This is a genomic window from Marinobacter sp. LQ44 (assembly GCF_001447155.2).
Taxonomy (GTDB): Bacteria; Pseudomonadota; Gammaproteobacteria; order Pseudomonadales; family Oleiphilaceae; genus Marinobacter.
In genome coordinates, this window is sequence record NZ_CP014754.1 from 3276781 (window position 1) to 3296176 (window position 19396).

Sequence of the window (19396 nt, forward strand, 5' to 3'; positions counted from 1 at the left end):
GCCTTTGGTGGCATCTTGTCGTAACTCCGTCATACGCGACCCGACACCATCAGCCTCAACGGGAGCAGATCATGACGGACTTGCCAGCTTACCTCAGCGACTCCGCGAAAGTGGACTCCGCAGCAATCAAACCATTACCAAGCTCACGAAAAATATACGTGCAGGGTAGCCGACCCGATCTGCGCGTGCCTATGCGGGAAATTACTGTGGGAGACACTCCCACGGAAATGGGCGGCGAAAAGAACCCGCCGGTCGTTGTGTACGACACTTCCGGGCCTTACACCGACCCTGAGGCCTCCATTGACCTGAGAAAAGGCCTGCCGCCGGTTCGCGCCAACTGGATTGCCGAGAGGGGCGATGTGGAGCAGCTGGACGGTTACACCTCCGAATTCACCCGTCGCCGGATGAAAGACCCGCAGCTCGACCCGTTGCGTTTTATGGATGAGCGTAAACCCCTGCGGGCGAAGCCGGGTAAAAACGTGTCCCAGATGCACTACGCCCGCCAGGGCATCATCACCCCGGAGATGGAATACATCGCCATCCGGGAGAACATGAAATTGCAGGAAGCCCGCGAAAATGGCCTGCTGGCGGACCAGCACCCAGGCCAGTCTTTCGGTGCCAATCTGCCACCAGAGATCACCCCCGAGTTTGTTCGCGACGAAGTGGCCCGGGGCCGGGCGATTATTCCCGCCAACATCAACCACCCGGAAACAGAGCCGATGATCATCGGCCGTAACTTCCTGGTGAAGATCAACGGTAATATCGGCAACTCGGCGGTCACCTCGTCCATCGAAGACGAAGTCGAGAAACTGACCTGGGGTATCCGCTGGGGTTCCGACACGGTGATGGACCTGTCCACCGGCAAGAATATCCACGAAACCCGCGAGTGGATTATCCGCAACTCGCCGGTTCCCATCGGAACCGTGCCGATATACCAGGCCTTGGAAAAAGTCGGCGGCGTGGCCGAAGACCTGACCTGGGAAATCTTCCGGGACACGTTAATTGAACAGGCAGAGCAGGGCGTGGACTACTTCACCATCCACGCCGGCGTGCGGCTCCATCACGTGCCACTGACCGCGAAACGCACTACGGGGATCGTGTCGCGCGGCGGCTCAATCATGGCCAAATGGTGCCTGGCTCACCATAAAGAAAGCTTCCTGTATGAGCACTTTGAAGACATTTGCGAAATCATGAAGGCCTATGACGTGTCCTTCAGCCTCGGCGACGGACTGCGCCCCGGTTCTATCGCGGATGCCAACGACGCCGCCCAGTTCGGCGAACTGGAAACCCTGGGCGAGCTCACCAAAATTGCCTGGAAGCACGACGTCCAGTGCATGATCGAAGGCCCGGGCCATGTGCCCATGCATCTGATCAAAGAGAACATGGATAAGCAGCTGGAATGCTGTGACGAGGCTCCGTTCTATACCCTTGGGCCGCTGATCACCGACATTGCTCCGGGCTATGATCACATTACCTCTGGCATTGGCGCGGCCATGATCGGCTGGTTCGGCTGTGCCATGCTTTGCTACGTCACCCCGAAGGAGCACCTGGGGCTGCCGAACAAGGATGATGTAAAAACCGGCATCATCACCTACAAAATTGCCGCCCACGCTGCCGATCTGGCCAAGGGCCATCCGGGGGCCCAGATCCGCGATAACGCCTTGTCCAAGGCCCGTTTCGAGTTCCGTTGGGAAGACCAGTTCAACCTCGGCCTGGACCCGGATACCGCCCGCGCTTTCCACGACGAGACCCTGCCCAAGGAATCGGCGAAAGTGGCTCACTTCTGCTCCATGTGTGGGCCGAAGTTCTGTTCCATGAAAATCTCGCAGGAAGTAAGGGATTACGCGGCAGAGCAGGGAATCGACGAAGTTTCGGCGATTGATGCCGGGATGCAGGCCAAATCGCGGGAGTTCGTGGAGTCCGGCTCCAAGCTTTACGACAAGGTCTGACTTTGGCGCTCTAGATCGCCTTAGCCTGCTGGTTAGGCGTTGTGAGTCGGGGTGGGGGTGCCGTTCAGGAGACGCCTCAAGACGTCCCTGTGCGGCTTGGGCTCCGCCATCCCTGGCTCCGCACACTCCTGAACGGCACCCCCACCCCAACTCTCTTGGGCTTTGGCAGTAATCGCTCCCAAGAGGGCGTCAGGCAATGTTGGGGCGTGTCGCACAAGCGTCGGCTGCAGGCGTTGGGTATTGCTTTCCAAAACTGTGCGGAGCCAGGGATGGCGGAGCCCAAGCGCCCCATGGATGGGCCGAAGGAGCGTGTTTTGGAAAGCAATACCCAACGACTGCGATGCACCAACCTGAGCAGGCTAGGGCCAGAACCAAACCATTACGCCAGCCGTAAGACACTTGCACCCAAGCAACCCCAAAGGCTATCGTTCCAAGCCGAACACCAAACCGGAAACACGAATGCCGAAGCCGTTCCAGTTCAACGCCAGCGACGTCACCGTCGAAAAACGCGAAACCGTCTTTCAGGGCTTTTTCCGCATGGACAAGCTCTGGCTGACCCACCCGCGCTTTGACGGCCGCGACATGCCCACCTTCACCCGCGAACTTTTCGTTCGGGGCGACGCCACCTGCGTGCTCCCCTACGACCCGGAACGGGACGAAGTCGTGCTGCTGGAACAGTTTCGCCTCGGCGCTCTGGGCCGTAACCAGTCGCCCTGGTTGCTGGAGCTCGTGGCCGGCATGAACGAAGACGGCGAAAGCCCGGAAGACGTGGCCCAACGCGAAGGGCAGGAAGAAGCCGGGCTGAGTTTCAGCCGGCTGGACAAAATTTGCGATTACCTGGTCTCGCCTGGCGGCACCACCGAAATGATTCACCTCTACTGTGGCCAGGTCAGTACGGCCGAGGCGGGTGGAGTTTTCGGCGTGGAGCATGAACATGAAGACATTCTCAGCCACGTGGTCAGCGCTGAAGAGTGCTTCGCCATGATTGCCGATGGCCGCATCAACAACGCTGCCGCCATCATCGCTATCCAATGGCTGCAGCTGAACCGGGACAGGCTGCGCCGGGAGTGGCGGGCATGACCGAGTGGGTAAAACGGCCCAAGCCGTATGTGCCGGATCTGCGTCAGTTGGGTGCGCTGTGTGATGGCAACTACCAGCGCCTGCGCAAACTGCGCCAGTTGGAGGCTGGTGGTAAGCCCGTTTGCGAGTTTGAGCTGCACCGGGAAAACCAGTATTTGGGCCGGGTGCGCATCGAAGTGCTGCAAACCGCAAAGTTCACCGAAACCCTGTTACTCGAGCAAGTGCATAACAGTGGCCGGTGGCTGAACAACCCGCAAATGACGGTGCGTGTATACCATGACGCGCTCATGGCTGAAGTGATCAGTTGCTACCGGCAGCGCCAGATTGCGCCGGTAAACGACTACCCGAACCGGTTCATGCACCATCCGGATGAGAAAATTCAGGTGAACGGTTTCCTGGCCGACTGGCTGGATTACTGCTTGCGCTTTGGTCACTTGCCCTTGGAGCATGCCGCCTGGTCTGCAGGCGAAGGTTGCGACTGAGTTCGTTGTCTCTGTCATGAACTGCGCCACAGTGCGCTGAAAGTCTGACTTGCTCCCGGCTTTGCCTGCGCCATAGTTGTCAAAAACTGCAAAATCTTTGTGGTGGCGGGCCAGAATGTGACCTACCTTCCATTTAAAACTGATAAAACGGAACGCAGCCGTCGTACACTTGTATGAAATATCAAACGGTTGCACTCAAGACAACAGGCCCTGAATGACCATTGCGCATACTGCTCACCCCCTGAAGGTATTGCAGCTGACCGACCCGCACCTGATGGCGTCGGCAGATGGCGCGTTGCTTGGGGTCAATACCCGGGACAGCCTGGCGGCGGTCATTAATGAAGTATTGCGCAACCACGGCCAGCCGGACCTGATTCTCGCGACCGGTGACCTTACCCAAGACGCTTCGCCTGAGGCGTATCGTTATTTCGGCGAGCAACTAAAAGCGTTTAACTGTCCCGCGCTCTGGATTGCCGGCAATCACGACGACTCCGAATTGTTGGCCTCTATCGCAGCGGAGTTTCAGGCGGACCGAAAACAGGTCGTGGAGGGCGGCTGGCATTTTGTCATGCTGGACTCTTCCGTCCACGGCAAGGTGTTCGGTGAACTTTCGCAGGCGGAGCTTTCCTTTCTGGATGATGCGCTGTCGCAGCAACCGGAACTACCCACCATGGTGTGCCTGCACCACCATCCAGTAGACATTGGTTCCGACTGGATGGAAAAAATAGGCCTGAAAAACCGCGATGCCTTCTGGCGGGTGATCGACAGGCACCCGCACGTGAAAGTTGTACTCTGGGGTCATATTCATCAGGATCTCCAACAGCAGCGCAATGGTGTGCAGTTGCTGGCGACCCCTTCCACGTGCATTCAGTTCGCCACTGGCTCCAGCAAATTTGCCGTGGAGCCACTGGCGCCCGGTTACCGCTGGCTCGAACTTGAGGCTTCCGGGGACTACTCCACGGAAGTATGCCGGGCCAATGAGTTCAAGTTCGATCTGGACGAGAAGAGTACCGGTTACTAGCCATTCAATATGTCCCTATATATTCCCAATGGCCGGCACGTTGGCCGGTTTTCGAATATATAGGGACAACACAGTGCGCGAATGTCAGGCCCGCAAAGCCTGGGCCGCTGCCACCATCGTCTCCAGCGCTGGCGTCACTTCCTCCCATTTCCGGGTTTTCAAGCCGCAGTCCGGGTTGATCCACAATCTGTCTGCCGGGATGCGCTCTGCCGCCAGGGTCATCAGATTGATGATATGTTGCTTGTCCGGAATGTTGGGGGAGTGAATATCGTACACGCCCGGGCCAATGTCGTTCGGGTATTCAAAGTTCCGGAAAGCATCCAGCAACTCCATGTCAGACCGCGAGGTCTCGATGGTGATCACGTCGGCATCCATGTGGGCGATGGCCTCGATGATGTCGTTGAACTCCGAATAACACATGTGGGTGTGAATCTGGGTGCTGTCGTCCACGCCATTGGCGGCGATGCGGAAGCTGTTAATCGCCCAGTCCAGGTACGTTGCCCAGTCTGATTGGCGCAGGGGCAAGCCTTCCCGCAACGCGGCTTCGTCTATCTGGATGATGTTCACGCCGGCCTTTTCCAGGTCCTGTACCTCTTCACGAATGGCCAGGGCCAGTTGCAGGCAGGAGTCTTTCCTTGGCTGATCGTCCCGCACGAAGGACCAGTTCAGAATGGTCACCGGGCCGGTCAGCATGCCTTTTACCGGCTTGTCGGTGAGGGATTGGGCAAAACGAATCCAGTCCACCGTCATCGCCGCTGGCCGGCGGATATCCCCAAACAGGATGGGCGGTTTTACACAGCGGGAGCCGTAGGATTGCACCCAGCCGAAGCGGGTAAAGGCATAGCCTTCCAGCTGCTCACCGAAGTATTCCACCATGTCGTTACGCTCTGGCTCACCATGAACCAGCACGTCCAGTCCCAGCTTTTCCTGCTCTTCGATGCAGCGAGCAATTTCTGCCTGCATCTGCTCGGTGTACTGTGTGTTGCTTAACTCACCCTTGCGGAACTGCAACCGCGCCTGGCGGATTTCCGGGGTTTGCGGGAAGGAGCCAATGGTGGTGGTCGGGAAGGCCGGCAAGTTCAGAATCTGCCGTTGCCTGGCGATGCGCTGGGGGTAGGGGCTTTGACGGTTGCCCAGTTCCTGCGTCACTGCGGCGATGGCACGGCGAACCTCCGGGTTGATAACACGGTCGGAGTTCTGGCGGCTGTCAATGGCCCGCTGGTTTGCGGCCAGCTCGGCGCGAACGCTGGCGCGGCCTTCGTTCAGGGCCTTCGCCAGCGTGCTCAGCTCATCAAGTTTTTGCACGGCAAAGGCCAGCCAGCTGCGGATTTCAGTATCCAGCTCCTGCTCACGATCCAGGTCTACCGGTACATGCAGCAGCGAGCAGGACGGCGCCAGCCACAGGCGGTCGGCCAGTTTCTCACTCAGCGGCTCCAGCCACTCCAATATGGCGTTCAGGTCGGATTTCCAGATGTTACGGCCGTTGATGACACCAAGGGAAAGCACCTTATGGCTGGGCAGCCAATCTGCCACGCGGCTGACTTCAGCAGGGGCGCTCACAGCATCGATGTGCAGCCCGGCCACCGGCAATTCGCAAGCCAGTTGCAGGTTATCCCGGAGCTCTCCGAAATAGGTAGCCAGCAGCAGCTTCGGGCGATTGGCCTTTAACTGGTGATAGGCCAGGTTGAACGCATAGCGCCAGTTGGCGTCCAAATCGGTCACCAGGGCCGGTTCATCAATCTGCACCCATTCGGCACCGGCATCGGCCAGGGCTTCCAGTAGCTGCGAGTAGACTGGCAGCAGGCGCTCCAGCAAATCCAGGCGATTACTTCCATCGGAGGTTTTGCCCAACCACAGGTAAGTAACGGGCCCAATGATCACTGGCTTGGCATTAACGCCCTGTTCCCGTGCTTCAGCCAATTGGGCCAGAAGGCGTTCGGGATTCAGCTCGAACCGGGTGTTGGCATGCAGCTCCGGAACGATGTAGTGGTAGTTGGTATCGAACCACTTAGTCATTTCGCCAGCGGCAGTGGCGCAGCAGGGGCTATCGTTGGCGCCCCGGCCCCGGGCGGCACGGAAGTAGGCGTCCAGTTCCGAGCCTTCTTTGTCTTTGGCCCGTGCTGGCAGGTTGCCGAGGGTGACGGACATATCCAATACCTGGTCGTAAAGGGAAAATTCGCCTATCGGCGCATAGTCCAGCCCGGCTTGCTGCTGCCAGTGGCGCCGGCGCAGGTCGGCGGCTGTGATGGCTAATTCTTGCTCGGTCTGCCGGCCAGCCCAGCAGGCTTCCAGTGCGAATTTCAGCTCCCTCTGGCCGCCAATGCGGGGGAAGCCCAGGTTGTGAGTGATTGCCATGATTGAATCCTTGAATTCCGTGGTTTGTTAAAGGCCTTCAAGATTAGGTGGGTGATGGCATGAATAAAAATGGTATTATTTCACCTATTCATGAGAATAATTCACGGGTTGGCCATGATTGAACGACATCACCTGGAGATATTGCGAGCGGTGGAGCGCCATGGCTCGTTGACGGCGGCAGCGGAACAGTTGCACCTGACTCAATCCGCGCTGTCCCATGCGGTTCGCAAGTTGGAGCAGCAACTTGGCACGCCGGTCTGGCTGAGGGAGGGCCGGCAACTGAGGTTTACCCAGGCGGGCAGTCAGCTATTGGGATTGGCGAACCGCCTGTTGCCTCAGTTTGAACATGCGGAAATGCAGGTTCGCCAGATTGCCAGGGGCCAGCGCGGGAGCCTTCGTGTGGGAATGGAGTGCCATCCTTGCTATCAATGGCTTCTGAAGGTAGTGGGTCCTTACTTAAAGCATTGGCCGGATGTGGATGTGGATGTAAAGCAGGAATTCCAGTTCGGCGGTATGGGGGCGCTGTTCGGCCATGACATCGATCTTCTGGTAACACCAGATCCGCTGCACAAGCCGGGGGTATGTTTTGAGCCGGTGTTCGACTACGAGCAGGTGTTGGTGGTGCCGGAAGGTCACGCGCTGGCGGGCAAGGCGTGGGTAGAGCCTCACCAATTGGAGAAAGAAACCCTGATTACCTACCCGGTGGCGGTGGAGCGGCTGGATATTTTTACCCGGTTCTTCCTGCCGGCCCACTGCGCGCCCGCCCGGCACAAGACCATCGAAACCACTGATATCATGTTGCAGATGGTGGCTGCGGGCCGGGGAGTGAGTGCGTTGCCACGCTGGCTGGTGGACGAATACGCCAGAAACCTGCCAATCACTGCGCTGAAACTGGGTAAAGAAGGTATGCCCAAGCAGATTTTTCTGGGCTTCCGGGAGCGGGATGAATCGGTGGATTACCTTGCCGAGTTTGTGAAGTTGGCGCGTGAGGTTCGCTGGGGCTAGGATCTTCGGTTAAACTGCGCGAAAAATTTCAACAGGACACACAAAATCATGAGCGATATTCCTGCAGATCTGAAATACATCGAAACTCATCAGTGGGTTCGGGTGGATGCCGATGGCACAGCCACCGTGGGGATTACCGATTTTGCCCAGGAGCAGTTGGGTGATGTGGTTTATATCGGTGTGCCGGAGGTTGGTGCGACGGTGAACGGTGGCGAGGAGGCCGGTGTGGCTGAATCGGTGAAGTCGGCTTCGGATGTGTTTAGTCCGGTGACTGGTGAGGTTATCGAGATTAATGAGAAGCTTGAAGACGAGCCGGAGATTGTGAACGAAGATCCTTATGGCGATGGTTGGATGTTCAAGGTGAAGCTGGCCGACAAAGGCGAGCTGGATGGCCTGATGGATGCCGCAGCTTACGGTGAGCACGTCGCTGCTGCCGAGTGATTTTTGCAGTAGTGCAAGTCGCGGTTCCGGGGGCGCTTCCCGAAACACGCTGTGAATACGTCCTTGTACGCTCTGCTCCGCCATCCATGGCTCCGCAAGGTTTCGGGAAGCGCCCCCGGAACCGCGCCCCCAACGCTGTGCAAATGGCCCTACCGACAAAATTCAGGTGATTAATTGATGGATTTTCCTGTTCTCTACCTGCGCAAGGGCGCAGAACGCCGTCTCCGTGCCGGCCACTTGTGGGTCTACAGTAACGAGGTGGATACCCAGCGTAGCCCGCTGCCAGGGTTTGAGCCCGGTTCGCAGGTGCAGGTGCGTGCTTCGAACGACAAGCCCATGGGTGTCGCCTTTGTGAACCCCCATGCCCTGATCTGTGGGCGTTTGATCAGTCGGGATGCGGACCATGGCATGACGCCTAAGCGGTTGACTGACCGTATGGAGGCAGCGCTGAGTCTTCGGGAGCGGTTGTTTGCCAAGCCTTTCTATCGCTGGGTGTTTGGTGACAGTGACGGGTTGTCTGGCCTGGTGGTGGATCGGTTTGATGATGTCGTGGTGGTGCAGATTTCCACCGCGGGCATGGAGCAGATGAAGGATGCCATTGTGCGTGCCGTTCAGCGGTTGGCTCATGCCCGGGTTATTGTGCTGAAGAACGACGGCAAGATGCGCAAGGTTGAGGGGCTGGATGCTTACGTGGAATTTGCCCATGGTCCGGAAGCGGACACGCTGCTGGTGGAGGAGAACGGTGCTCGCTTTGAGGTGCCGTTGGCCGGTGGTCAGAAAACCGGCTGGTTCTATGATCATCGTATGAATCGGCAACGCCTGCAGGCCTACGCGCCCGGCAAGAAAGTGCTGGATGTGTTCAGTTACGTGGGCGGTTGGGGGATTCAGGCCGCCTGTGCCGGGGCATGCCAGGTGACCTGTGTGGATGCTTCATCATCGGCGGTGGATGCAGTGCATCACAACGCCAAGCTGAACGGGCTGGAGAATGTGGACACCATTGAAGGCGATGCCTTTGATGCCCTGAAAGCCCTGGCGGACGAGAAAGAGAAGTTCGACATTGTGGTGCTGGACCCACCGGCACTCATTCCCCGCCGTCGTGACCAGAAAGCGGGGGAACAAGCTTATGCCCGGTTAAATCAGCTGGGTTTGCGGTTGCTTGAGCGGGACGGCCTGCTGGTGTCGGCGTCTTGCTCCATGCATTTGTCCCAGGAAAAGTTGATCGACATTATCCGTGGCAGCGGCCGCAAGATTGACCGGTTTGTGCAGCTACTGGAGCAGGGGCACCAGGCACCGGATCATCCGATCGTGCCGGGGATTCCGGAGACGGACTACATTAAGTCCTGCTTTGTACGGTCGCTGACCGGGTTTTTCTGAGGGTCTTAAAGGGTCTGTCCCCGAATGGGGACTGACCCATCTTGGACTCCAGCACCATTGTTTAAGGGTCTGTCCCCGCATGGGGACTGACCCATCTTGGACTCCAGTACCAAGGTTCGATCTGGGTGCCGAAGACGGGCAAAAGTGGGTCAGACCCCGTTCGGGGTCAGACCCTTAAAGACATAACCTTCCAGCCATTCTCCAAAGCCGTCTTCTCCAGCGTCGGATCCGGATCGACCGCCACCGGGTTCTCCACCCTCCGCAGCAGCGGCAAGTCGTTATGTGAGTCGCTGTAGAACCAGGCGCCCTCCAGGCTCTCACCGTGCGCGGCCAGCCAGTCGTTCAGTCGTTCCACTTTGCCGTCCTGAAAACTCGGTGTGCCCGCCACTTCACCGGTGAACTTGCCGTTGACCAGCTCGGGTTCGGTGGCAATCAGGTGCTCAATGCCCAGCAGTTCGGCGATTGGCTCGGTGATGAAGCGGTTGGTGGCGGTGATGATCATCAGGGTATGGCCTTGCTCGCGGTGATCATCCAGCAGTTTCTTGGCTTTTTCCTGCATCATGGGCTGCACTTTCTTGGCCATGAAGGCTTCGCGCCAGCGTTCCAGTTCGTCCATGTTGTGCCGGGTCAGTGGCGCCAGGACAAAGCGCTGATAGTGGAATACGTCGAGCTCTCCGTTCAGATACTCTTCGTAAAAGCGGTCATTGGCGCGCTTGTACTCTTCGGCGTCCACCATGCCCTCTTCCACCAGAAATTCACCCCAGGCGTGGTCGCTGTCACCGTTCAGCAAGGTGTTGTCCAGATCAAATATTGCGAGCGTCAAGCCGTTTCCTCCCATTGTGACGGGCTCTGAAGCAGGAGCCACAGTCTACCATGACCTGCCGCTAACGGCTCCGTTTGCCGAAGCCTTGGGATTCTGTAAGAATGAGAGCAACTTGGACAATTTTCGCCGGTTAAAACTTAACCGGTGCCGACTTTAATGAGGACTGTGCCGTGATCGACTCAGACGGTTTCAGACCCAACGTCGGAATCATTCTGGCCAACCACAGGGGAGAGGTTCTCTGGGCAAAGCGAATAGGGCAGGACTCCTGGCAGTTTCCACAAGGTGGTATCAAGCACGACGAATCACCGGAGGATGCGCTTTATCGGGAGCTTGGAGAGGAAATCGGCCTGAGTGCCAGCGATGTGGAAATCATCAGCTGCACCCGGGGCTGGCTGCGTTACCGGCTTCCGAGGAGGATGGTACGCCATAACTCGCACCCCGTTTGTGTGGGGCAAAAACAGAAATGGTTCCTGCTGAGGATGATGTCGCCAGACGCGCATGTGCGCGTGGATGATACCGATTCACCGGAATTCGACGGGTGGCAGTGGGTAAACTACTGGTATCCGTTAGGACAAGTAGTTTCATTCAAGAGAGAAGTGTATAGGCGCGCGCTGAGAGAACTGGCTCCCAGACTGTTCCACAACATGGAACAGTGGCAACGGAGTGAGCAGAACCGGCGTTTGAAGGAACACCAGAAATGACGGACTGACTCCATGCTGAGCATCCTGCGAAGTCTAGTACAAGAGGTAAACAGCGCCCGCGATTTGCAGGAGGCGCTGGATATCATTGTCTCGCGGGTGCAGAAAGCCATGAATACCGAGGTCTGCTCCGTCTATCTGTTAGATCCGGCGTCCAACCGCTACATCCTGATGGCTACCGAGGGTCTTTACAAAGACTCTGTTGGCAAGGTCAGTCTTGCTTATTCTGAGGGCCTGGTGGGCCTGGTGGGCTCCCGTGAGGAGCCTATCAACCTTGAAGATGCCCCTGCCCATCCCCGCTATCGTTACTTCCCGGAGACGGGTGAGGAACGCTTCCGTTCATTTCTGGGTGTGCCCATCATTCACCACCGCCGGGTGCTGGGCGTGCTGGTGGTTCAGCAGCGGGAGAGCTCCCGCTGTTTTGACGAGGGCGAAGAAGCCTTTCTGGTCACGGTCTCGGCCCAGCTGGCGGGTGTCATTGCCCACAGTGAGGCCACCGGGGTCATCAGTGGCTTGTCGTTGACCGGGGAAGAAACCCAGGATGTCAGTTTCAATGGTGTGCCGGGCTCGCCTGGTGTTGCTATTGGTACGGGTGTGGTGGTGTATCCGTCCGCCGATCTGGACGTGGTGCCGGAGAAACCGACCGAGAACATCGAGCAGGAACTGGCGCTGTTCCAGTCTGCCGTGCAGGCCGTTCGGGAAGACATCGAGCGGGTAGCGAGCCGCCTGGCCTCGCAACTGCGCCCCGAAGAACAGGCCCTGTTTGACGTTTACCTGCGGATGCTGGATGACGGTGCCCTGCCAGGCGAAGTGGCCATCAAAATTCGCGAAGGCATCTGGGCTCAGGGTGCTTTGAAACAGGTGGTGCAACAGTACATCCGTCATTTCGAGATGATGGATGATCTTTACCTGCAAGAGCGGGTGGTGGATATCCGGGATCTCGGCCGGCGGCTGCTGTCCCACATGCAGGAAGGCGAGCAAAAGCTTCAGGAATACCCGGAACACACGGTACTGGTCAGTGAAGAACTGACGCCGGCCATGCTGGGCGAAGTGCCAAAAGGGCAGCTGGTGGGCCTGGTGTCCGTCAAAGGGTCCAGTAACTCCCATGTGGCCATACTGGCCCGCGCCATGGGTGTGCCCACGGTGATGGGGCTGGTGGATATTCCGGTCAACCAGCTGGATGGCCGCGAACTGGTGGTGGACGGCTTTGAAGGGCAGATTTTTGCGTCGCCGTCATCGGATCTTCGCGCTTTCTACCAGGCCATCTGTGAGGAAGAAGACGAACTGATCCGTGGGCTTGAGGTGCTGCGGGACAAGCCCTGCGAAACCACCGATGGCCATCGGGTATCACTGCTGGTAAATACCGGCCTGATGACCGATGTGGTGCGCTCGCTGTCTCACGGGGCCGAGGGCATTGGCCTGTATCGCACCGAAGTGCCGTTCATGATCAAGGACCGCTTCCCCTCCGAGCAGGAGCAGCGGGAGTATTACCGGGAACAACTGGAAGCCTTTGCGCCCAACCCGGTGACCATGCGTACTCTGGACATCGGTGGTGACAAAGCCCTGACCTATTTCCCGATTGAGGAGGAAAACCCCTTCCTTGGTTGGCGGGGCATCCGGGTTACTCTGGACCACCCCGAGATCTTTCTTGTTCAGGTGCGGGCCATGCTGAAGGCCAGCGAAGGCCTGAACAATCTGCAGATCATGCTGCCGATGATCAGCAACATTTCCGAGGTGGAGGAATCCCTGCACCTGATTTACCGGGTTTATCACGAAGTGCGCGAAGAGGGCTACGACATCCACATGCCCAAAGTGGGCGTGATGGTGGAAGTGCCGGCGGCCGTTTACCAGATTCGTGAACTGGCTGAGCGCGTGGACTTTCTCTCGGTGGGTTCCAACGACCTGACGCAATACCTGTTGGCGGTAGATCGCAACAACCCACGTGTTGCCCAGCTTTACCATTCCTATCATCCAGCCGTGTTGCAGGCGTTGGTGCGCATTGCCCAGGATGCCCACTCCGTGGGTAAGCCGGTGGGCATCTGTGGCGAGCTGGCCGGCGACCCGGGTGGCGCGTTGCTGTTAATGGCGATGGGCTATGATTCCCTGTCGATGAACGCGGCCAGTCTGCCGAAGGTGAAATCCGTTATCCGCAGCATTGATAGGGAGTGGGCTGTCCAGTTGCTGGAAGATGTTCTGCTGCTGGATTCCCCCCACGTGATCAAGAGCTGTGTCGACCTGGCCCTGCGTAATGCAGGGTTTGGCCGGTATTTGCGACCGGTGAAGTCCTCCAGCGCTGCGATGGCAGAGCAGGCGGTGTCCTGAGCGACTGTGACAGTAATAGGGTGCGTACTCTAAAATCCGTTGATAGGTTAGTAACGTAATTCTTACTGCAGTACCTACGAAGGACAGGCTATGACCAAAGCGACCGAGCTCAAGCCAGCACCGCGCATTGGCCTCGCCCTTGGGGGCGGTGGGCCACTGGGTGGCATTTATGAGATCGGAGCGCTAAGGGCGCTTGATGAAGCCCTGGATGGCCTGGATTTCAATAACATCGATGTTTATGTTGGGGTTAACTCCGGTTCTTTTGTGGCCGCCAACCTGGCCAATCAGATGACCACGGCCCAGTTGTGTCGTATCTTCGTGCGCAATGAAGCCGAGGTTCACCCGTTCCACCCGGAAGTCTTTTATCGCCCTGCGTTTCGGGAGATTGGTCGTCGCTTGCTGGCGGTTCCGGGTTTGCTGTCTTCCGCTGTCAGCCGTTTTATCAATAACCCCTACGACCAGAGCCTGCTGGAAGCCTTGACCATTCTGGCCCAGGCCGCGCCAGCCGGGTTGTTTGATAATGAGGGGCTGCACGAATACCTGCGGCGGGCGTTTACCATGCTTGGCCGCACCAACGATTTCCGTCAGCTAAAGCGTAGCCTGTACGTGGTGGCTGCGGATGTGGAGAGCACGGAAGCGGTGTGCTTTGGCGCACCGGGGTACGACCACGTACCCATTTCCAAGGCGGTCCAGGCCAGCACGGCTTCGCCGGGGCTGTATGTGCCAGTCGACATCGATGGTCGATACTATGTAGACGGCACCTTACGTAAGGGGCTGCATGCCTCGGTTGCCTTCGAAGACGGCGCCGATATGGTGCTGGCGGTGAACCCTCAGGTGCCTATTGATGCCAGTGCAGCGGTGCGTGCAGGCACCATGAAGCCGGGCGACCTCACACGTTCCGGCATGCCCAACCTGTTGTCCCAGACGTACCGCACCATGGTTTACTCACGGATGCAGTCCGGCATTGCCCAGTACGGCCGTGACTACCCGGACAAAGACATCCTGCTGTTCGAGCCCACCCGGGACGACGCCAAACTGTTCTTCTCCAATGTGTTCAGCTTCCAGAGCCGGCGGATGGTGTGTGAGCACGCCTATCAGATGACCCGCCGAGACCTGCTGAACCGGGCCGATGAGCTGGAGCCAAAGCTGCTCAAGTATGGCATTAAGCTGCGCCGGGATCGCCTGGAAGACGAACAGCGCACCATCAGTACCAGCCTGTATGGCGAAATGCTGCCTCTTTATGTGGCCAAGGGGCGCAAGAAGCAGGCGGAGAAGGGCAAGTTAGCCGCAAGTATCGGCAGTGTGACTCATTTGTTCTCGAAAGCCCAGTAAGTAAACGCCAGGGTACAAAAAAGGCCGGATGCGTTAAACACATCCGGCCTTTTCAGTGTCGGGCGAAGCCGGTTACAGAATATACCGGCTCAGGTCCTCGTCTTCAGACAATTCGCCCAGCTTCTCATCTACGTACTCCGCAGTAATCTCGAAGCCATCCGTTACCTTGTCACCGGCATCGAACGACAGGCTTTCAAGCAAGCGTTCCAGCACCGTATGCAGGCGACGGGCACCGATATTCTCGGTGGTTTCGTTCACCTTGAACGCCACCTCCGCGATCCGCGCGATAGCATCTTCGCTGAAGTTGAGCTTCACACCTTCGGTGCCCATCAGGGCTTCGTATTGCTGTACCAGAGAGGCATCTGGTTCGGTCAGGATGCGTTTGAAGTCGTCCGGTGTCAGCGCCTGGAGTTCAACCCGGATTGGCAAGCGGCCCTGCAGTTCCGGGATCAGGTCTGAAGGCTTGGACAGGTGGAAGGCGCCGGAGGCGATAAACAGAATGTGATCGGTGCGCACCGCGCCATACTTGGTGCTGACGGTACTGCCTTCAATCAACGGCAGCAAATCCCGCTGCACGCCCTCGCGGGAGACATCCGATGAGGTGTTCTCCGAGCGCTTGGCGACTTTGTCGATCTCATCAATGAACACAATGCCATTCTGCTCGACCGCATCAATGGCCTTGTGCTTGATTTCTTCCTCATTGACCAGCTTGGCGGCTTCCTCGTCCTTGACCTGCTTCATGGCATCCGCCACTTTCATCTTGCGTGTCTTGCGCTTGTCAGATGACAGGTTGGAGAACATGCTCTGAAGTTGATTGGTCATCTCCTCCATGCCAGGAGGGGCCATGATCTCAACGCCGGCGCCGCCACTGCGCACTTCAATCTCGATTTCCTTGTCATCCAGCTCACCTTCCCGCAATTTCTTGCGGAACATCTGGCGGGTGGCGGAATCGTTACTGGCGCGCTGGCTGTTTTCGTTGAAATCCCGGGCTGGTGGCAGCAAGGCATCCAGAATACGGTCCTCGGCGGCATCCAGGGCACGGTTCTCGTGGCGTTTCATCTCCTTCTCGCGGAGCAGTTTCACCGCCATATCCGCCAGGTCCCGGATGATGGATTCCACATCCCGGCCCACGTAGCCCACCTCGGTGAACTTGGTGGCTTCCACCTTCAGGAAGGGCGCATCCGCCAGCTTGGCCAGGCGTCGGGCAATCTCAGTTTTACCCACGCCGGTGGGGCCAATCATCAAAATGTTCTTGGGGGTGATTTCGTCACGCAGGCTGCTGTCCAGCTGCATACGGCGCCAGCGGTTGCGCAGGGCAATGGCTACGGCACGCTTGGCTTCATCCTGACCCACGATGTGTTTATTGAGCTCGTGGACAATCTCACGGGGAGTCATTGCAGACATGGTCGCTCCGGTCAGTCTTTGAAGGACAGCACTTCCAGAGTGCGGTTCTGATTGGTGTAAATGCAGATATCACCGGCGATCTCGAGCGCCTTTTCGGCGATTTCATGCGCACTCAGGTCGGTATTTTCAAGCAGCGCACGAGCCGAGGCCTGGGCAAACGGGCCACCGGAGCCAATGGCAATCAGTCCTTGTTCAGGCTCGATGACATCGCCATTGCCTGTAATGATCAGCGAGGCGGTTTTATCGGCCACGGCCAGCAGGGCTTCCAGCTTTCGCAGTGCGCGATCGGTACGCCAGTCTTTGGCAAGCTCTACCGCAGCGCGGGTCAGATTACCCTGGTGCTTCTCCAGCTGCGCTTCAAAGCGTTCAAACAGGGTAAACGCATCGGCGGTACCACCGGCAAACCCGGCAATCACCTGACCGTTATAGAGCCGGCGAACTTTACGGGCATTGCCTTTCATGACGGTATTGCCCAGAGAAACCTGGCCATCGCCGCCCATGGCGACTTCATCGTCCCTACGGACGGAAACTATGGTGGTCATTTTGGCTCCAGTTGCCTGATGTAAAAGTGTCTTGGAGCTTTATGGAGGCTTCTGGCGGGAATTCAAGAGGGCTGGCTTGAGGTGGAGGACAGGTTTGCGGGGGTGCTTTTCAAAACACGCTGTGAGTTAGGGGTCTGACCCCTTGGGGTCAGACCCCACTTTGGAATCCAAGGGAGTTATATCTGGATGGGCTCAGTAGCCTAACCTTCTTTCGGTATCTTCCGAACCAGCGGCTGAATATTGATGGTAACCAGCTTATCCACCGCCGCATTCATCTGGCTGCGAGACTCAAACGGCCCCACATTCACTCGATACCACACGCTGCCACTTTCCAGATCAATACGCTGAACCTGCGCCCGCAAACCCTGGAATGCGATCTGAGCCCGCTGCCGTTCGGCATCCGCCTGACTGCGGAAAGACCCGGACTGAACAATGTAGTTGAAGTCCTGCTGAGCAGGGTTAGGGGAGTACTCCTGAACGGTGGGGGGCACCACTTCCGATTCCGGCAACATATCGTAGAACCGGAAATTCTGCTCCCGGGGCCGGCTTTGCTCCTGCTTGGCGGTGCTGGGCGCGGGTGTTTTTGGCTCGGCAGACTGCTGTGCGGGTTGGCTCGGCCTGGCGGATTCCTGGCCTGTAGGCAGCGTGTTGAGATACACGATAAAGCCGACAAAACCACCCACCGCAGCCAGAGACAGAATCCATTTGAACGACAGCGCCCCATGCTGGGAGTGCGATGGCGCACTCCGCTTGGCGGGAGAAGCTTTACGGGGCTTCGGCGCGGGCTTTCTGGACGAGGCCGCTCCTTTTCCCGCGGGCCGGTCTTTCTTGGCGTAGTCTCTGGCCATGGTCTGTTTACATCTCCTCTGGCGCGCTAACGCCCAGCAAATCCAGGCCGTTGGCAATTACCTGGCGCACGGCTAGATAAAGGCTGACACGGGCATCCCGCAGGGCGGTGTCTTCAATCAACACCTTGTGGGCGTTGTAATAGGTGTGGAACTGGCCGGCCAGCTCACGCAGGTAATGGGTGAGGTGGTGCGGCTCCCGCTGGGCGGCGGAGTTGGCAATCAGCTCCGGGTATTTTGCCAGTTGGTTGGCCAGCTCTTTCTCTTCGTCCAGGGTTAACAGGCTGAGATCGCCAACACATTCGTTCATGCCCCGCTGTACGCCTTCCGCTGCCAGCTTACGCAATACGCTGCAAATACGGGCATGGGCATACTGAATGTAATACACCGGGTTTTCATTGGTCTGGGAGCGGGCCAGGTCGATATCGAAGGTCAACTGGGAATCGACACGGCGCGCAGCCAGGAAGAAACGGGTGGCATCGCGGCCGACTTCGTCGATCAGGTCCCGTACGGTGACGTAGCTGCCGGCGCGCTTGGAGATTTTCACTTCCTGGCCGGAGCGGGTCACCATCACCATCTGGTGCAGAACGTAGTCCGGCCAGCCCTGGGGGATGCCGGCTTTCAGTGCCTGCAGGCCGGCACGCACGCGGGTGACGGTGGAGTGGTGATCTGCACCCTGTTCGTTGATCACGGTGGTAAAGCCACGTTGCCACTTGTCCAGATGGTAGGCCACATCCGGCAGGAAGTAGGTATAGCCGCCATCCTTTTTACGCATAACGCGGTCTTTGTCATCGCCGAACTCGGTGGTTTTTAGCCACATGGCGCCATCTTGCTCGTAGGTGTAGCCGTTGGCTTTCAGGCGCTCAACGGTGGCTTCCACCTTGCCGTCCTCGTAAAGGGACGATTCCAGGAAATACACATCGAACTGAACGCCAAAGGCTTTCAGGTCCAGGTCCTGCTCCCGGCGCAGGTAGGCGACCGCGAATTCGCGGATGGCGTCCTGGTCTTCCGGATCGGCCTTGGCGGTCACTTCCCGGTCGTCGGCAATCACGGTTTCGCCGGCCAGGTAGGCGTTGGCCACATCGACAATGTAATCGCCCCGGTAGCCGTCTTCCGGCCAGCTTTCGTGCTCAGGTGTCAGGCCTTTCACCCGGGCCTGAACCGACAGCGCCAGGTTGTTGATCTGGGCGCCGGCATCGTTGTAGTAAAACTCCCGGGTAACGTCGTAGCCGTTGGCTTCCAGCAGGCGGCACAGGCAGTCGCCAATGGCGGCACCGCGGCCGTGGCCCACGTGCAGCGGGCCGGTGGGGTTGGCGGAAACAAACTCCACCTGCACCTTTTCACCCTTGCCCGAGTTGTTGCGGCCAAACTGCTCTGCTTCATCCAGGATGGTGTTCACAATGCCGAAGGCGCTGGCGGTGCTCATGAAAAAGTTAATAAAGCCCGGCCCGGCAATCTCTACCTTCTCCACGGCCGCGCTTTCCGGCAACGCCGCTACCAGTGCTTCCGCCAGTTTTCGCGGCGGGCAGCCGGCAGCTTTCGAGGCCACCAGGGCAATGTTGCAGGCGTAGTCGCCGTGGGATTTGTCCTTGGTGTTGCCCACCTGCGGGGTAAAGGCCTGGTCTGCCGGCAGGGTGCCTTCAGACTGCAGGGCCGCCAGTGCGGACTGGAGAAGCTCGGATACGGTCTCTTTCATGCGTCAGATGACTCGGTTTTCAGGAGA

General features: G+C 58.2%; 16 protein-coding genes. 10 read left to right on the plus strand and 6 right to left on the minus strand.

Annotated features, from left to right (window positions below):
- Positions 1-71: 71 nt before the first annotated feature.
- From thiC to cpdA, 4 genes are all read left to right on the plus strand, one after another.
- Positions 72-1949 (plus strand): phosphomethylpyrimidine synthase ThiC, encoded by a 1878-nt coding sequence (gene thiC, locus ASQ50_RS15080; RefSeq protein WP_058090062.1) that lies wholly within the window; start codon positions 72-74, stop codon positions 1947-1949.
- Positions 1950-2408: 459 nt separating this feature from the next.
- The gene (locus ASQ50_RS15085) at positions 2409-3029 is read left to right on the plus strand and encodes an NUDIX domain-containing protein (RefSeq protein WP_058090063.1); all 621 of its coding nucleotides are present in this window, start codon (positions 2409-2411) and stop codon (positions 3027-3029) included.
- Entirely contained in the window at positions 3026-3511 is a 486-nt protein-coding gene (locus tag ASQ50_RS15090) for a DUF1249 domain-containing protein (RefSeq protein ID WP_058090064.1), read from the plus strand. Before ASQ50_RS15085 ends, ASQ50_RS15090 begins: the two co-directional genes overlap by 4 nt.
- Before the next feature lie 214 nt (positions 3512-3725).
- Entirely contained in the window at positions 3726-4532 is an 807-nt protein-coding gene (gene cpdA / locus ASQ50_RS15095; RefSeq protein ID WP_058090065.1) for a 3',5'-cyclic-AMP phosphodiesterase, read from the plus strand.
- An 84-nt stretch (positions 4533-4616) separates the two neighbouring features.
- Here cpdA and metE read toward each other — a convergent pair whose 3' ends face one another.
- Positions 4617-6887, minus strand: a complete 2271-nt coding sequence (gene metE, locus ASQ50_RS15100) for a 5-methyltetrahydropteroyltriglutamate--homocysteine S-methyltransferase (RefSeq protein WP_058090066.1) — start codon at positions 6885-6887, stop codon at positions 4617-4619.
- A 114-nt stretch (positions 6888-7001) separates the two neighbouring features.
- On the opposite strand from metE, the gene ASQ50_RS15105 reads away from it, so the two are divergent.
- From ASQ50_RS15105 to ASQ50_RS15115, 3 genes are all read left to right on the plus strand, one after another.
- Positions 7002-7892, plus strand: coding sequence for a LysR family transcriptional regulator (locus tag ASQ50_RS15105; RefSeq protein WP_058090067.1), 891 nt, complete (start codon positions 7002-7004; stop codon positions 7890-7892).
- Between the two features lie 48 nt (positions 7893-7940).
- Positions 7941-8333 (plus strand): glycine cleavage system protein GcvH, encoded by a 393-nt coding sequence (gene gcvH / locus ASQ50_RS15110; RefSeq protein ID WP_058090068.1) that lies wholly within the window; start codon positions 7941-7943, stop codon positions 8331-8333.
- 177 nt (positions 8334-8510) lie between these two features.
- Positions 8511-9707 (plus strand): class I SAM-dependent rRNA methyltransferase, encoded by a 1197-nt coding sequence (locus ASQ50_RS15115; protein WP_058090069.1) that lies wholly within the window; start codon positions 8511-8513, stop codon positions 9705-9707.
- A 166-nt stretch (positions 9708-9873) separates the two neighbouring features.
- Here ASQ50_RS15115 and ASQ50_RS15120 read toward each other — a convergent pair whose 3' ends face one another.
- Entirely contained in the window at positions 9874-10530 is a 657-nt protein-coding gene (locus ASQ50_RS15120) for an HAD family hydrolase (protein ID WP_058090070.1), read from the minus strand.
- 170 nt (positions 10531-10700) lie between these two features.
- Here ASQ50_RS15120 and ASQ50_RS15125 point away from each other — a divergent pair, with 170 nt between their 5' ends.
- The 3 genes from ASQ50_RS15125 (at position 10701) to ASQ50_RS15135 (ending at position 14882) form a co-directional block, all read left to right on the plus strand.
- Positions 10701-11231, plus strand: a complete 531-nt coding sequence (locus ASQ50_RS15125) for an RNA pyrophosphohydrolase (RefSeq protein ID WP_058090071.1) — start codon at positions 10701-10703, stop codon at positions 11229-11231.
- A gap of 12 nt (positions 11232-11243) precedes the next feature.
- Positions 11244-13550: a phosphoenolpyruvate--protein phosphotransferase gene (gene ptsP / locus ASQ50_RS15130; protein WP_058090072.1), complete on the plus strand. Its 2307-nt coding sequence runs from the start codon at positions 11244-11246 to the stop codon at positions 13548-13550.
- A 90-nt stretch (positions 13551-13640) separates the two neighbouring features.
- Positions 13641-14882 (plus strand): patatin-like phospholipase family protein, encoded by a 1242-nt coding sequence (locus tag ASQ50_RS15135; RefSeq protein WP_058090073.1) that lies wholly within the window; start codon positions 13641-13643, stop codon positions 14880-14882.
- A gap of 72 nt (positions 14883-14954) precedes the next feature.
- Here the strand turns inward: ASQ50_RS15135 and hslU are convergent, their stop codons facing one another.
- The 4 genes from hslU to argS all read right to left on the minus strand — a co-directional run bounded on the left by hslU (position 14955) and on the right by argS (position 19369).
- A complete protein-coding gene (hslU, locus tag ASQ50_RS15140; RefSeq protein WP_058090074.1) occupies positions 14955-16286 on the minus strand; it encodes an HslU--HslV peptidase ATPase subunit in 1332 nt (443 codons plus the stop codon).
- A gap of 11 nt (positions 16287-16297) precedes the next feature.
- On the minus strand, positions 16298-16828 hold the full coding sequence (gene hslV, locus ASQ50_RS15145; RefSeq protein ID WP_058090075.1) for an ATP-dependent protease subunit HslV: 531 nt from the start codon (positions 16826-16828) through the stop codon (positions 16298-16300).
- A gap of 200 nt (positions 16829-17028) precedes the next feature.
- On the minus strand, positions 17029-17676 hold the full coding sequence (locus ASQ50_RS15150) for an SPOR domain-containing protein (RefSeq protein WP_058090076.1): 648 nt from the start codon (positions 17674-17676) through the stop codon (positions 17029-17031).
- A gap of 7 nt (positions 17677-17683) precedes the next feature.
- Positions 17684-19369, minus strand: a complete 1686-nt coding sequence (argS, locus tag ASQ50_RS15155) for an arginine--tRNA ligase (protein ID WP_058090077.1) — start codon at positions 19367-19369, stop codon at positions 17684-17686.
- Positions 19370-19396: the final 27 nt, after the last annotated feature.